Source organism: Mesorhizobium sp. P2_F8 (assembly GCF_056403655.1).
Map to the genome: position 1 here is coordinate 438,029 of NZ_JBFUFB010000002.1, position 14,113 is coordinate 452,141.

Annotated in this window: 13 protein-coding genes and 1 riboswitch; of the genes, 9 read left to right on the forward strand and 4 right to left on the reverse strand. The window is 63.6% G+C overall.

Annotated features, from left to right (window positions below; translation table 11 throughout):
- The first annotated feature begins 43 nt into the window (after positions 1–43).
- From AC1DZP_RS05820 to AC1DZP_RS05835, 4 genes are all read left to right on the forward strand, one after another.
- Positions 44–1,009, forward strand: coding sequence for a sugar-binding transcriptional regulator (locus tag AC1DZP_RS05820; RefSeq protein WP_457150319.1), 966 nt, complete (start codon positions 44–46; stop codon positions 1,007–1,009).
- A gap of 92 nt (positions 1,010–1,101) precedes the next feature.
- Positions 1,102–3,156 carry a bifunctional aldolase/short-chain dehydrogenase gene (locus tag AC1DZP_RS05825; RefSeq protein ID WP_477300742.1) on the forward strand — a complete coding sequence of 685 codons (2,055 nt, stop codon included), beginning with the start codon at positions 1,102–1,104 and terminating at the stop codon, positions 3,154–3,156.
- A gap of 127 nt (positions 3,157–3,283) precedes the next feature.
- Positions 3,284–3,544, forward strand: a complete 261-nt coding sequence (locus AC1DZP_RS05830) for a type II toxin-antitoxin system ParD family antitoxin (protein ID WP_477300744.1) — start codon at positions 3,284–3,286, stop codon at positions 3,542–3,544.
- Positions 3,537–3,824, forward strand: coding sequence for a type II toxin-antitoxin system RelE/ParE family toxin (locus tag AC1DZP_RS05835; protein WP_477300746.1), 288 nt, complete (start codon positions 3,537–3,539; stop codon positions 3,822–3,824). The genes AC1DZP_RS05830 and AC1DZP_RS05835 overlap by 8 nt, the downstream gene beginning before the upstream one ends.
- 48 nt (positions 3,825–3,872) lie before the next feature.
- On the opposite strand, the gene AC1DZP_RS05840 is transcribed toward AC1DZP_RS05835, so the two are convergent.
- The 3 genes from AC1DZP_RS05840 to AC1DZP_RS05850 all read right to left on the reverse strand — a co-directional run bounded on the left by AC1DZP_RS05840 (position 3,873) and on the right by AC1DZP_RS05850 (position 7,560).
- The gene (locus AC1DZP_RS05840; RefSeq protein ID WP_457150317.1) at positions 3,873–4,925 is read right to left on the reverse strand and encodes a substrate-binding domain-containing protein; all 1,053 of its coding nucleotides are present in this window, start codon (positions 4,923–4,925) and stop codon (positions 3,873–3,875) included.
- A gap of 48 nt (positions 4,926–4,973) precedes the next feature.
- Positions 4,974–5,969, reverse strand: a complete 996-nt coding sequence (locus tag AC1DZP_RS05845; RefSeq protein ID WP_477300748.1) for an ABC transporter permease — start codon at positions 5,967–5,969, stop codon at positions 4,974–4,976.
- A 79-nt stretch (positions 5,970–6,048) separates the two neighbouring features.
- Positions 6,049–7,560, reverse strand: a complete 1,512-nt coding sequence (locus AC1DZP_RS05850; protein ID WP_477300750.1) for a sugar ABC transporter ATP-binding protein — start codon at positions 7,558–7,560, stop codon at positions 6,049–6,051.
- Between the two features lie 135 nt (positions 7,561–7,695).
- Here AC1DZP_RS05850 and mtnK point away from each other — a divergent pair, with 135 nt between their 5' ends.
- Both mtnK and mtnA read left to right on the forward strand, forming a co-directional pair.
- On the forward strand, positions 7,696–8,967 hold the full coding sequence (mtnK, locus tag AC1DZP_RS05855; protein WP_477300752.1) for an S-methyl-5-thioribose kinase: 1,272 nt from the start codon (positions 7,696–7,698) through the stop codon (positions 8,965–8,967).
- Positions 8,964–10,058: an S-methyl-5-thioribose-1-phosphate isomerase gene (gene mtnA, locus AC1DZP_RS05860; RefSeq protein WP_477300754.1), complete on the forward strand. Its 1,095-nt coding sequence runs from the start codon at positions 8,964–8,966 to the stop codon at positions 10,056–10,058. The genes mtnK and mtnA overlap by 4 nt, the downstream gene beginning before the upstream one ends.
- A 122-nt stretch (positions 10,059–10,180) precedes the next feature.
- On the opposite strand, the gene AC1DZP_RS05865 is transcribed toward mtnA, so the two are convergent.
- Positions 10,181–10,720 (reverse strand): Lrp/AsnC family transcriptional regulator, encoded by a 540-nt coding sequence (locus AC1DZP_RS05865; RefSeq protein WP_095088168.1) that lies wholly within the window; start codon positions 10,718–10,720, stop codon positions 10,181–10,183.
- A 48-nt stretch (positions 10,721–10,768) separates the two neighbouring features.
- On the opposite strand from AC1DZP_RS05865, the gene AC1DZP_RS05870 reads away from it, so the two are divergent.
- From AC1DZP_RS05870 to fba, 3 genes are all read left to right on the forward strand, one after another.
- Positions 10,769–11,944, forward strand: a complete 1,176-nt coding sequence (locus AC1DZP_RS05870; RefSeq protein ID WP_477300756.1) for an MFS transporter — start codon at positions 10,769–10,771, stop codon at positions 11,942–11,944.
- Positions 11,945–12,145: 201 nt separating this feature from the next.
- Positions 12,146–12,293: riboswitch (FMN riboswitch) on the forward strand.
- Positions 12,294–12,369: 76 nt separating this feature from the next.
- Positions 12,370–12,843, forward strand: coding sequence for a 6,7-dimethyl-8-ribityllumazine synthase (locus AC1DZP_RS05875; protein WP_477300758.1), 474 nt, complete (start codon positions 12,370–12,372; stop codon positions 12,841–12,843).
- Positions 12,844–13,006: 163 nt separating this feature from the next.
- Positions 13,007–14,071, forward strand: coding sequence for a class II fructose-bisphosphate aldolase (gene fba, locus AC1DZP_RS05880; protein WP_477225929.1), 1,065 nt, complete (start codon positions 13,007–13,009; stop codon positions 14,069–14,071).
- Positions 14,072–14,113 lie beyond the last annotated feature (42 nt).

Here is a 14,113-nt window from a genome sequence, read left to right on the forward strand (position 1 = left end):
ACTTTTGTCGAAGGCCGTGAATAATGTCAGCCGAGGAGACGGCATGGCGATACGACCGGCAGAACAGCTCATCCACAAGGCCGCCTGGCTCTACTACGCCCATGGCCTGCGACAGGACCAGGTGGCGAGCCAGCTTAACATTTCCCGTGCCTCGGTCGCCATGTATCTGCGCAAGGCGCGCGAGACCGGCATCGTCAACATCTCGACCTCGACCCAGCTTTTCACCGACGATGTGCTCGCGCGCAAGCTCGAGGATGCGCTGGGCCTCGACGCCGTCTGGATCGCGCCGGAGAACGACCATATCGCCGATCCGTCGACGGAAATCGCCGTGCTGGCGGCAAGCGTCTTTCTCGAACTGGTCAAGAAGGGCGACCGCATCGGCGTCGCCTGGGGCCGCACCGTCTACATGATCGCCGATATCATGTCCTATGCCGACCTGCAGGATGTCACCGTGGTGCAGCTCTGCGGCAATCTCGGCGCGCCCTATTCCTACCGGCCAGACCAATGCACGATGGAAATCGCGCGGCGGCTCAACGCCAAGGGGCTCAACTTCTACGCGCCGCTGGTGCTGTCGACGGAAGAGCTGGCGCGGGCGTTGCGCGCCGAACCAGTGATCCGCGAGCAATTGTCAGGCGTCGGTGAATGCGATCTGGCGCTGTACTCGGTCGGTGCTGTCGACGCCGACAGCCATCTGGTCAAATGCGGTGCGCTGACATCAGGCGAAATGGCGGAGCTGCGCAGCCGAGGTGCTGCCGGCGTCATTGCCGGGCAGATCATCGACGCTGACGGCAAGGTGCTCGACTGCAGCTACAACCGCCGGGTGATCTCGGCCGAGCTTGCCTCGCTGCGCGCCATCGCCAGGCGCCTGATGGTCGTGCAGGAGGACAGCAAGTTCGAGCCCCTGCTCGCGGCGATCGCCGGCGGACTTTGCACGCATCTGGTGGTCGGCGCGCGCATGGCGCAGAGGCTGCTGGATCACGCGGCTGCCACGACAGAAAAGGCCTCCTAGGAAAACACATATTTCCGCCGCCGGCGCATTGTCATCAAAGCGTCGCGGCATTCCTGTTTCACCATCAAAGACAACAACCGGACGAAGCGAACATGAAGAACCTGTGGAACGACGACGCAGCCGAAAAACTCGTTGCCGACTATGCAAAAAAGGGTGTTGGCCGCGACCTGGCGCTGCGTGTCTACACGACGCGGCTGCTGGGCGGTGAACCACGGCTGGTCCTGCATGGCGGCGGCAACACGTCGTGCAAGACGACGGCCACCGATCTCGTCGGCGACCAGTGGGACGTGCTGTGCGTCAAGGGCAGCGGCTGGGACATGGGTGTCATCGAGCCGCAGGGCCTGCCGGCGGTCAAGCTCAAGCCGCTGCTCAAGGCCCGCGCACTGAACAGATTGGCCGACGAAGACATGGTTGCCCTGCAACGCGCCAACCTCATCGACCCGTCCTCGCCCAACCCTTCGGTGGAGACCCTGCTGCATGCCTTCCTGCCGCATAAATTCGTCGACCACACGCATTCGACCGCCATCCTGGCCATCGTCGACCAGGAGGACAGCAAACGGCTGGTGGAGACGGTGTTCGGTGCGAGGATTGGTTATGTGCCCTACATCATGCCCGGCTTCGACCTCGCCAAGGCGGCGGCCGACATCTTTGACGCCGATCCGTCGGTCGAGGGCCTGATCCTCGACAAGCATGGCATCTTCACCTTCGGCGACGACGCCAGGCAGGCCTACGACCGGATGATCCACTATGTGAATGTCGCCGAGGAGTACGTCGCCAAGAACGCCAAGCCGACAGCGGCAAAGGCAGCATTGCCGGCAAAGCTCGCGACACCGGCGGCTATCGCACCGACGCTGCGGGGGGCTGTGGCCGTAGCACGCGGCGAAGGCCGTTTCGACCGCATGATCAGCGACTTCCGCACCTCGGAGGCGATCGTCGATTTCATCAATTCAGCTGAGATCGCCGACTATGCCGGGCGCGGCGTGTCGACGCCCGATCTGTCGATCCGCATCAAGACCGGGCCGATGGCACTGCCGGCGCCCAATGCCGACAAGGTCGGCGACTACAAGGCGGTGATCAAGGATCACGTCCAAGCCTTCGCCAGGGACTACCGCGCCTATTTCGAAGCCAACGATGCGCTCGACGACGTCAAGCGCACCATGCTCGACCAGATGCCGCGCCTGACGCTGGTGCCGGGCCTCGGCATGTTCGGCCATGGCCGCACGCTGAAGGATGCGAAGATCGCTTCGGATGTCGGCGAGATGTGGATCGAGGCGGTACGCGGTGCCGAGGCGGTCGGCCGGTTTCATCCGCTCTCCAAGGCCGACCTGTTCCCGCTTGAATACTGGTCGCTGGAACAAGCCAAGCTCGCTTCCAACAAGCCGAAGCCGCTGACCGGCCAGGTGGTGCTGATCACCGGCGGCGCCGGCGCGATCGGCGCGGCGACGGCCAAGCTGTTCGCCGACAATGGCGCCCATGCCGTCGTTGTCGATCTCGATGCCGAAAAGGCAGCCGAGGCGGCGAAGAAGGCCGGCAACAACTCGATCGGCGTCGCCGCCGACATCACCGACCCGGCACAGGTGCGTGCCGCCTTCGACAAGGCGGTTGCCGTGTTCGGCGGCGTCGACATCCTGGTCTCCAATGCCGGTGCCGCCTGGGAAGGCCGGATCGGCGAGCTCGACGATGCGCTTTTGCGCAGGAGTTTCGAGCTCAATTTCTTTGCTCACCAGTCGGTGGCGCAGAATGCCGTGCGCATCATGCTCGAACAGGGAACCGGCGGCGTGCTTCTGTTCAACACCTCCAAGCAGGCGGTCAATCCGGGTCCGAAATTCGGCGCCTATGGCGTGCCGAAGGCGGCGACGCTGTTCCTGTCCAGGCAATATGCGCTCGACTATGGCGCCCACGGCATCCGCTCGAACGCCGTCAACGCCGACCGCATCCGCTCCGGACTTTTGACCGACGCCATGATCGCCAGCCGCTCCGGCGCGCGCGGCGTGTCGGAGAAGGACTACATGTCCGGCAATCTGCTCGGCCAGGAAGTGACGGCGCAGGACGTGGCGCAGGCCTTCCTGCATCACGCGCTGGCTGACCGGACCACCGCCGATGTGACGACCGTCGACGGCGGCAACATCGCGGCGGCGATGCGGTAGGCGAAAGCCTCGCCCTTACAATCCCCTGCCTTGCGAGATGGGATTGTAAGGCTCATATGCCAGAATCCTAACAACGATTGTTAGATCTTGTGGGGAATGGTATAGGGTGGGGATGAAAAACGAACCCATGCGCACCCTTACCATATCGCTAACGCCACAGCAGGCCGCTCGCCTGCAAAGCGCCATAGAAGGTGGCGGATATGCCTCCAACAGCGAGATTGTCCGCGACGCTTTGCGTTTGTGGGAGCAGCGTGAGGAATTGCGAACCCTGGAGCTCGATCACTTGAAGCGGGCCTATGCTGACGGCATGGCCAGCGGCAAGCCGGTGGAAGTCGAACCCGCGGAGTTCATACGCGGCCTGAAGGCAGAACGCCGCGCCCGTGGCTAGATACCGGTTTACGCCTCGCGCCTCGCAGGATTTGCGAGACATCTGGCATACAATCGCAATCGACAACGAAAAGGCAGCGGACAAGCTGCTTTTGCGCATTTTTGACAAGCTGGAACTGGCGGCACAGCACCCCAAGATGGGCGCGGCTCGGCCGGAGTTGAGCATGACGGCCCGTGTACTCGTCGAAGGCCGCTACATCGTCATCTACGAACCGCAGTCGGAAGGTGTCCTGGTCGTGGCGATTGTCCACGGGATGCGCGACCCAGAACACTGGATGTAACGGAAGGAGCGGCGCGAGCGCCGCTCCTTCCTTCGCCGGATAGCCAAATTACTTGGCGTTCGGGTTCGGCATCCAGGCCGGCATCGCGACGTCGGCATGGGCGAACTGCGGCAGCTTGGCCGACAGGTCCTCCATGTTCTTGATGTCCTTGTCGACGAGGTCCTTCTGGGTGATCAGCGTCGGAGGCACGACGACGTTGTGGCCGGGGTCTTCGCCGGCGAGCAGCTGTGCCAGCGCGCGCACCGAGACCTGGCCGACGACGGCCGGATTGGTGGCGGCGGTTGCCGCCCAGGCGCTGTCGGGCTCACGCATCGCGGCAATATCCGACGTCGAGATGTCGGCCGAGTAGATCTTGATGCCCTTGTTCAATCCCGCCTCGTCGACGGCGATCTTCACGCCCTTGGCGAATTCGTCATAGGGGGCAAACATCACCTTGATGTCGGGGTGGGCCGACAGCACAGAACGCGCCTGGTTGGCGACGGAGTTGGCGATCGGATTGTCGAGCGTGCCGAACATCGCGACTTCGCTGATGCCGGCATGCTTCTTCTTGACGTCGACCCAGGTCTCGTTGCGGCGGTCGAGCGGCGCGATGCCGGCGACATAGACATAGCCGGCCTTCCAGCTCTCGCCATTGTCCTTGACCGCCTGCTCGAGAGCGAGCCGGGCCAAGTCGCGGTCGGACTGTTCGACCTGCGGGATCTTGGGGTTTTCGACATTGACGTCGAAAGCCACCACCTTGATGCCGGCGTCGACCGCGCGCTGGGCGGCGTCCTTCATCGATTCCGTCAGGCCGTGCTGGATGATGATGCCTTGCACGCCAAGCGCTATGGCCTGGTCGACCATATCGGATTGAAGGGCGGCGTCCTGGCGGCTGTCGAGCACGCGCAAGTCGATGCCGAGCGCCTTCGACTGCGCCTCGACGCCCGAGAGATAGGCCTGGAAGAAGTCGCCGGTCGAGAGATAGCGCACCAGCGCGATCTTGACGCCGGGCTTGTCGAAAGGCGCCGGCTTGTCCGCGGCCAGTGCCGGGAACTGCATCAGCATGGTCGCCCCGGCCAGCCCGAGTGCCACCTTCCCCAGAAGTCTTCTCGTAATGTTCACCTTGTTTCCTCCACTCTTGTTGAACCCAAAATCCTATCCGGTCGAAAGCTATCTCCTGCCCTTGCCCGAAAGGGCAAAGGTGAAGACAAGGGCGACGACCAGAACCACGCCCTTGACGAAATCCTGCGTGTAGTAAGGCGCGTTCATCATCGTCAGGCCTTGCAGCAAGATGCCGACGAACAGCGCGCCGACGGCAGTGCCGAAGGCGTTCGGCTTGGCGGCGCCAAGCACCGCGTAGCCGATGAGCGCCGCGGCGACAGCGTCGAGCAGCAGATTATTACCCGAGGCGATGTCGCCGCGTCCAAGTCGGGCGGCGAGCAAAATGCCGCCGATCGAGGCAAAAACTCCTGAAATAACGTAGGCCCAGATCTTGTATGCCTTGACAGGCGCGCCGGCGAGTTCGGCGGCACGTTCATTGCTGCCGACCGCATACATCATGCGCCCGAAACGCGTGTATTCGAGGAAGAACCAGATCAGCACCGCGAGCACGAGCAGCACCACCACCGACACCGGAATGAGGTTCGGGATGAAGAAATCGAAGCGGTGGCGGCCAAGCGCCAGGAAAGCGTCGCTGAACTTGCCATTGGCGACCGAACCGTCCGGCATGGTCATTCCGGTGGCGATCGAGCGGCCCTCGGTCGGGATGCGTTGCAGGCCGACCAGCAGGAACATCATGCCAAGCGTCGCCAGGAGATCGGGCACGCGCATATAGACGATCAGCCAGCCATTGATGAGGCCGACAATGGCGCCGATGAGCAGGCAGACGACGACCGCGACGAGAGCGTTCTGCTCCAGCACCACCATGACATAGGCCGCCGCCATCATGGCTGATGTGGCAACCGAGCCGATCGACAGGTCAAAGCCGCCGACGACGAGCGTGGCGGTGACGCCGAGCGCCAGCACGCCGGTGATGGCGACCGACTGAAAGATGAAGACGGCACTTTGCGGCGAAACGAAACCGTCGGCGGCGATCGCGAAATAGGCGATCAAACCGAACAAAAGCACGATGAAGCCGTAGCGAATGGCATGGTCTCGCAACGTCATTCAGCGCCCTCTCGCGCCGCTGCGATTTCTACCCAACTCGAACCCATGGTCTCTCCATTCCAATTCCTTGCCGCCACGCTCAGGCGGCGCTGTGCAGCGGTCCGCCGGCGACCTCGGCCAGCAGGCGATCGAGATCGACATCGGCATTGCGATGCTCGCCGACGATGGTTTGTTCGGACATCACCAGGATGCGATCGGCCGTCTCCAACGCCTCGTCGAGCTCGGTGACGAACAGCAGCGTGGCGCGGCCGTTCGCACTTGCCCTGAGCTTGGCGGCAATGTCGCGCCGGGCCGAAATGTCGACGCCCTGGAACGGCTCATCCAGAATGAACAGTCCGGCATCCTGCGCCATCCAGCGGGCTACCATCACCTTCTGCTGGTTGCCGCCGGAAAGTGCTGCCAGCTCGTCCTTCTCGGAGCGGCAGACGATGCCCAGTTCCTCGATCTGGCGGCGCGCGGTGCTGCGTTCGAGGCGGCGTCTGAGAACACCGAGGCGCGACATGCGCTTGTGAAACGGCAGGCTGATATTTTCCTGGATATTGAAGCCGCTGACGATGCCGTTCTCGACGCGGTCCTTGGCGACGAGGAACACGCCGGCGGCGATCGCCTCGCCTGTTGTTTCAGGCGCGTAGGGCTTGCCGTTCAGCACCATGGTGCCACCGAGCGGCTTGCGCACGCCAAACAGCGTCTCGGCCAGCACCGTCTTGCCAACGCCGACGAGGCCGGTGATGGCAACGACCTCGCCGTCGCCGAGCGTCAGCGAGATCGGCCTGGCGCCTTGCGCTATGCGCAGCCCTTCGATCGTCAGGATCGCCTTGGCCGAATTCCTGACGACGATCTGGTCGAGGTGGATCTTGCGCCCGAGCATGGCGTTGACGGCGCCTTCATAGTCGAGCGGTTTCTTGTCGAAGACGCCAGAGATGACGCCGTCGCGCATCGAGACGATACGATCGGCAAGCCGCCGGATGTCCGACATGCGGTGCGAGATGTAGAGGATCGCGACGCCCTGCTCGCGCAGCCTGTCGATCAGCGCAAACAGCCGATCGGCCTCGGCGCTGGACAGCGACGAGGTCGGCTCGTCGAGGATCAGCACTTTCGGCTGATGCGCCAAAGCGCGGGCGATCGCAACCATCTGGCGATCGGCCAGCGAAAGATCGCTGACGCGCGCTTTGAGATCGATGGCCAGCCCCATGCGGTCGGCGACGGCCTTTGCCTGGCGACGCACGCGCGCCGGATTGAACAGGAACGAAGCGCCGCTGCCGCTCAAGCGGTCGAGGGTCAAATTGGTGGCGACATCGAGATCGGCGACGACACCGTCATTGATGTTCTGGTGCACGGTGACGACGCCGGCGCGGATCGCTTCCGCCGGCGTGTTCGGCGCGAAGGCCTGTCCGGCGAGGCCCATCGTGCCGTCGCCGCGCTCATAGACGCCGCTGATGATCTTGACGAGGGTGGATTTGCCGGCGCCATTGGCGCCCATCAGCACCGTCACTTCGCCGGCATGCAGCTCCAGCGAGACGCCGCCAAGCACCTCGTTCTGGCCAAAGGATTTCCTCAGCCCCTCCGCGCGGAACACGGCATTGCCGACCATGCGTTCCTCCCTGACATGACGCTATGGGCTACATCGGCAATTGTCAACACGATTGACAATTGCCAGATCGCTTCCTAGCTTGGCCCGGCCGCCATGCCTCCGTTATGCTCGGAGCGCATATGCGGGAGGATGACGATGACTGGAAAATTGCAGTTCGAAGCACTGTCGGTCGAGACGCTCCCGAGCCGTCTTGGCGACAACGAGGCGTTGCGCGCGCGCATCGGCAAGGACACGAGCGCGTGGAAGGTCCGCGAGGTCGGCGACGGCAATCTCAACCTCGTCTTCATCGTCGAAGGCGCCAGCGGTGCAGCGGTGGTCAAGCAGGCCCTGCCCTATGTCCGCCTGGTCGGCGACAGCTGGCCGCTGCCGCTGAAGCGCTCGTTCTTCGAATACCACGCGCTGACCCGGCAAGAGGCGCGCGCGCCGGGCTCGGTGCCGGCGATCTACCATTTCGATGAAGGCCAGGCGCTGATCATCATGGAATATCTGTCGCCGCACATCATCCTGCGGCGGGCGCTGATCGAAGGCCGGCAGCTGCCGAACATTGCCAGGGATATCGGCCTGTTCATGGCCCGCACCCTGTTTCGCGGCTCCGACCTGCATATGGCAGCCAAGGACCGCAAGGCCGATCTGGCGCTGTTCGCCGACAATGTCGAACTCTGCGACATCACCGAGAACCTGGTGTTCTCGGACCCCTATTTCGACGCCAGGATGAACCGGCACACCTCGCCGCAGCTCGACGACCTCGTCGCAGAGCTGCGCGCCGACCGCGACCTCAAGGTCGAGGCGCAGCGGCTGAAGCACATATTCGCCGCCAATGCCGAAACGCTGCTGCATGGCGACCTGCATTCCGGCTCGATCATGGTCACCGAGTCGCAGACGCGGATGATCGACCCCGAATTCGCCTTCTACGGCCCGATGGCGTTCGATGTCGGCATGCTGCTCGCCAATTTCTGGATGTCCTTCTTCTCGCAGCGGGGGCACGAGCAGAGCGGCAAGCGCGACGCCATGCGCGCCTACCTACTCGGGGTGACCGTCGAGACTTGGGTCGTGTTCCGCGCCGAGTTCTCGCATCTGTGGCGCACCGAGCGCACCGGCATGCTCTACCAGAAAAGCCTGTTCGAGGATCAGGGCGACAGGCTCGGCGCCGAACAGGCGCTCGACCATGTGCTGCAGCAGATCTGGACCGATCTGCTCGGCTTTGCCGGCATCGAGGTCCACCGGCGTATCCTCGGCCTCGCCCACAATGCCGATTTCGAGACCATTGCCGACGAGGATCTGCGCGCCAGTTGTGAGGCCAAGGCGCTGAAATTCGGCCGCCACCTCGCCGTCAACCGGCGGCAGATCCACAGCATCGACGAGGTCAATCACCTGGCCGCGCTGATTGAACAGGAGAGCAGCATTTGAACGTCGGCGACCGCCACTATCGCACCATCTGGCTGAGCGACGACGGGCGTTCGGTGGAGATCATCGACCAGCGCTGGCTGCCGCATGATTTCCGCGTCGAGAAAATCGACACCGTCACCGGCATCGCCACAGCGATCCGTGACATGTGGGTGCGCGGCGCGCCGCTGATTGGCGTCACCGCCGGCTATGGCGTCGCCATGCAGATGGCGGACGATTCATCGGATGCCGCACTTGATGCGGTCTGGGAGACCTTGCACGAGACGCGGCCGACGGCGATCAATCTGCGCTGGGCGCTGGACGAGATGCGGCGCTTCCTCAAGCCATTGGCTCCCGAACAACGCGCCGAAGCCGCCTATCGCCGCGCTGGCGAGATCGCCGACGAGGATGTCGGCCTCAACCGCGCCATCGGCGAGAACGGTCTCGCCATCATCAAGGCGATCGCGGCGCGCAAGCCGAAGGGCGAACCGGTCAACATCCTGACCCACTGCAATGCCGGCTGGCTGGCGACCGTCGACTACGGCACCGCCACGGCGCCGATCTATCTGGCAACCGAGGCCGGCATTCCGGTCCACGTCTATGTCGACGAGACGCGGCCGCGCAACCAGGGCGCCCAGCTGACCGCCTGGGAGATGGCCGGCCATGGCGTGCCGCACACGCTGATCGTCGACAACGCCGGCGGCCATCTGATGCAGCGCGGCGAAATCGACATGGTCATCGTCGGCACCGACCGCACCACCGCCGACGGCGATGTCTGCAACAAGATCGGCACCTATCTCAAGGCACTTGCCGCCGCCGACAATCATGTGCCGTTCTATGTCGCTCTGCCGTCGCCGACCATCGACTGGACGGTGCATGACGGGCTGGCCGATATCCCGATCGAGCAGCGCTCGGCCGACGAGGTTTCGCTGGTCTGGGGCAAGACCTCTGCCGGCGAGATCGCCCAGGTGCGCATCTCGCCCGAGACGACACCCGCGGCGAACCCGGCCTTCGACGTGACGCCGGCGCGGCTGGTCACCGGCCTGATCACCGAACGCGGCGTCGCCAAGGCGTCGCGCGAGGGTCTGAAGGCGATGTTTCCCGAGCGCGGCTAGAGCAATCCAGGAAAAGTGTGAAACGGTTTTCCGTCCGGAATTGCGTCAAAACAATGAGTTAGAGCAGGTTGCCGGTTCCGTGAACCGGTGAACCGCTCTAGGACCGGACTTCGAACGCAACGCTAATAAAGCGGCTTGCTCATGTGCTTGGGCGTCGGCCACGTCGCGGTCACGCCCGGCTGTACCGGCCGCTCGAGATAGGTCGACAGCACCACGTAGCTGCGTGTCGAGGTGACGCCCGGCGTTTCGTAGAGGCGTGACAGCAGGCCTTCGAGTGCTCTGGTGTCTTCGGTGCGGACCTTGAGCAGCATGCAGGTGTCACCGGCGACGGTGTGGATTTCCTCGACTTCCGGATACTGTGAAACCGCCATCAGTTCCGGCGTCTTTCCCCAGCCCTTGGTGTCGATGTGGACGAAAGCCAGCAGCGGCTTGCGCACCGCGTGGGGATCGATGATTGCCGCGGTGTTGCGGATGGCGCCGCTGCGCCGCAGCCGCTTGACGCGCTCGTGCGCCGCCGGCGGTGAAAGCCCCACGCGATCGCCGAGCTCGGCATAACTGACGGTCGCGTCATCGACCAGGACGCCTAATATTTTTCGGTCAATTGCGTCGAGCTCACGGGCGGCAGACCTGTTCTGCGGAATGCCATCTGTTTCTTCGTCCATGTTGAAATCTCCGGTTGCCGCAGAATTTAATGCGGTCATTATGGTCATATGTCGAACGCTGATCAAGTTGTACCATTGGCCGCGAACGCCCGGGCGCCCATCCCGGCGCTCGCTTATCTGTTGACCGGATGCATCGCCGTGATCGGCTCGAATTCGCTTGTGCTGGGCCCGATCGCACCGGCCGTGGCCGCGTCGTTTGCGACCAGCGTACCGGTGGTCATGATCGCGGCGGCCGTGTTCGGCCTTGGCACCTCCGCAAGCGCCCTGTTCCTGGCGCGCTACATCGACCGGATCGGCGCCCGCCGGATGTTGCAGGGCGCATTGCTGTTGCTGGCGATAGCGCTCGTCGCCAGCGCGGCTGCACCGACGGTGGTGATGCTGGTCGCGGCACAATTGCTCGCCGGCATTGCTGCCGGTATCGCCATGCCGGCGATCTATGCCAGTTCCGCGGCCATCGCGCCGCCTGGCCGGGAAAGCGGCACGATCGGCGTCGTGCTGACCGGATGGACGCTGAGCATGGTCGCCGGCGTTTCGCTGTCGGCCGTGCTTGCCGATCTCGTGCATTGGCGCGCCGTTTTCGCCGCGGTCGCGCTGCTGGCAACGCTTGCCTTGGCCGGTCTTACAGTGTCGTCACTGAGCGACGCCAGGAAGAGTGGCCCGGCGCCGACGCCACTGGAGGCGCTCGGCATTCCCGGCATCGTGCCGCTGCTCATCGCCTGTGCCGCCTTCATGACAGCCTTCTACGGCGTCTATGGCTATCTCGGTGATCACCTGCACAGCGGATTGGGGAGACCGGTCAGCGCCAACGGATGGGCAGCACTTGCCTATGGCATCGGCTTCGGCACGGCTGCTCTCCTCGACGGCGTCATCGATCGCCTGGGCGCCCGTCGCGTCATGCCATTTGCCTATCTTCTTGTCGCCGTCGTCTATGTCGCCATGGCCGCGACGAGTGGCAGTTTCGGCCTGACCATCGCCATGGTGGCGGTCTGGGGGCTTGCCAATCATTTTGGACTTAACGTCCTGGTGATGCGCCTGTCGGCGCTCGATCCTTCGCGGCGCGGCACGATCATGGGTTTGAACAGCGCGGTGACCTATCTGGCGGTCTTCGTCGGCACGACCGGGTTCGGCCCGCTCTATTCCAGCTTCGGTTTCGCCACCTGCGCGACGGTTGCGGCATTGCTCATGCTGATTGCCGCTTCGGCGGCGGCGTGGCGCACGCGATAAAGCGGTTCATCGTTTCGCGGAAACGCCGAACCGCTCTATCTCTCCCTTTTTTGACGCAATTCCCAAGGGAAAACACTATGCGCCTTTCCTGGGAAAACCGCTTCACACTTTTCCTGGAATTGCTCCAGTTGACAGACTGTATTGGCCATCCGTCTTTCACACGATTGACAGCGGCGCCCTGCCCTTTCATACAAACGGCGTTAATGTTCTCAGGGCGGGGTGAAAGTCCCCACCGGCGGTAATGGTTTCGGCCCAAGCCCGCGAGCGCTTTCCGGCAAGATCGGAGAGGTCAGCAGATCCGGTGTGATTCCGGAGCCGACGGTTAGAGTCCGGATGGAAGAGAACGAACGGAACACGGACCGTCTCGGCGGGCCGGATTTCGTATCGTGCGTCCTGATTCTGGTTCGAAACGGAAGGATGGACCCATGAATCAGCATTCCCACAAAGACTACGAAACGACCCGCATCGCCGTCATTCGCGCGCGCTGGCATGCCGACATCGTCGACCAGTGCGTGCAGGCCTTCGAGACGGAACTGGCTGACATCGGCGGCGAGCGCTTCGCCGTCGATGTCTTCGACGTGCCCGGCGCCTACGAAATTCCGCTGCACGCCAAGACCCTGGCCGGGACCGGCCGCTATGCCGCGATCCTCGGCACGGCCTTCGTCGTCAATGGCGGCATCTACCGGCATGAGTTCGTCGCCAGCGCGGTCATCGACGGCATGATGAATGTGCAACTGTCGACCGGCGTGCCGGTGCTGTCGGCGGTGCTCACGCCGCACAACTACCACGACAGCGCCGAGCATCACCGCTTCTTCTTCGAGCACTTCACCGTCAAGGGCAAGGAAGCGGCCAATGCCTGCGTGCAGATCCTGGCCGCGCGGGAATTGATCGCGGCCTGAGATCGCCAAAACGCCCGGATTTCAGCCCTGCAACAAGAATTGCGACCGACAGGACCGCAGAAGGTTGCGGTTGGCCTGAAATCCGGCCAGAAGCATCAGGGGCCGACCGGCGACCGGCCGGCCCGCGACGTTGCGCTTGAAACCAGATACGGGAGACTATTGGGTGGCTCGCATAACACTGAGACAATTGCTCGACCACGCCGCCGAATACGGCTACGGCGTGCCCGCTTTCAACATGAACAATATGGAACAGGGCCTCGCCATCATGGAGGCCGCCGAGGAGACCAAGTCGCCGGTCATCCTGCAGGCGAGCCGTGGTGCTCGCGCCTACGCCAATGACGTCGTGCTGGCCAAGCTGATCGACGCGCTGGTCGAAATCCACCCCGACATCCCGGTCTGCATGCATCTCGACCATGGCAACAACGAAGCCACCTGCGTCACCGCGATCCAGTACGGCTTCACCTCCGTGATGATGGACGGATCGCTGAAGGAGGACGGCAAGACCCCGGCCGACTACGCCTACAATTCCGGCATCACCCGGCGCGTCGTCGACATGGCGCATTGGGGCGGTGTTTCCGTCGAAGGCGAGATCGGAGTGCTTGGCTCACTGGAGAGCGGTGGGGGCGAGCAGGAAGACGGCCACGGCGTCGAAGGCGAGATCAGCCACGACCAGCTTCTGACCGACCCGGAACAGGCGGTGGAGTTCGTCAAGCACACCCATGTCGATGCGCTGGCGGTCGCCATGGGCACCAGCCACGGCGCCTACAAATTCTCGCGCAAGCCGGACGGCGCGGTGCTGGCCATGAACGTCATCGAGGAGATCCACCGCAGGCTGCCGAACATGCATCTGGTCATGCACGGCTCGTCCTCGGTGCCCGAGGATCTGCAGGAGATCATCAACAAATATGGCGGCCAGATGAAGCCGACCTGGGGCGTGCCGGTCGAGGAGATCCAGCGCGGCATCAAGCACGGCGTGCGCAAGATCAACATCGACACCGACAACCGCATGGCGCTGACCGGCGCCATCCGCAAGGTGCTGACCGAGAATCCGAGCGAGTTCGATCCGCGCAAGTACCTGACGCCGGCCATGGCGGCGATGAGGAAGCTCTGCAAGGAGCGCTTCGAGCAGTTCGGCACCGCCGGCAATGCGCAGAAGATCAAGCCGCTGCCGGTGGCCGAAATGGCCAAGCGCTACAAATCGGGCAGTCTCGACCCGAAATTCGGCTGAGCTCGATCAACCATCCAGAGCCGCCAAGCACATGCTGGCGGC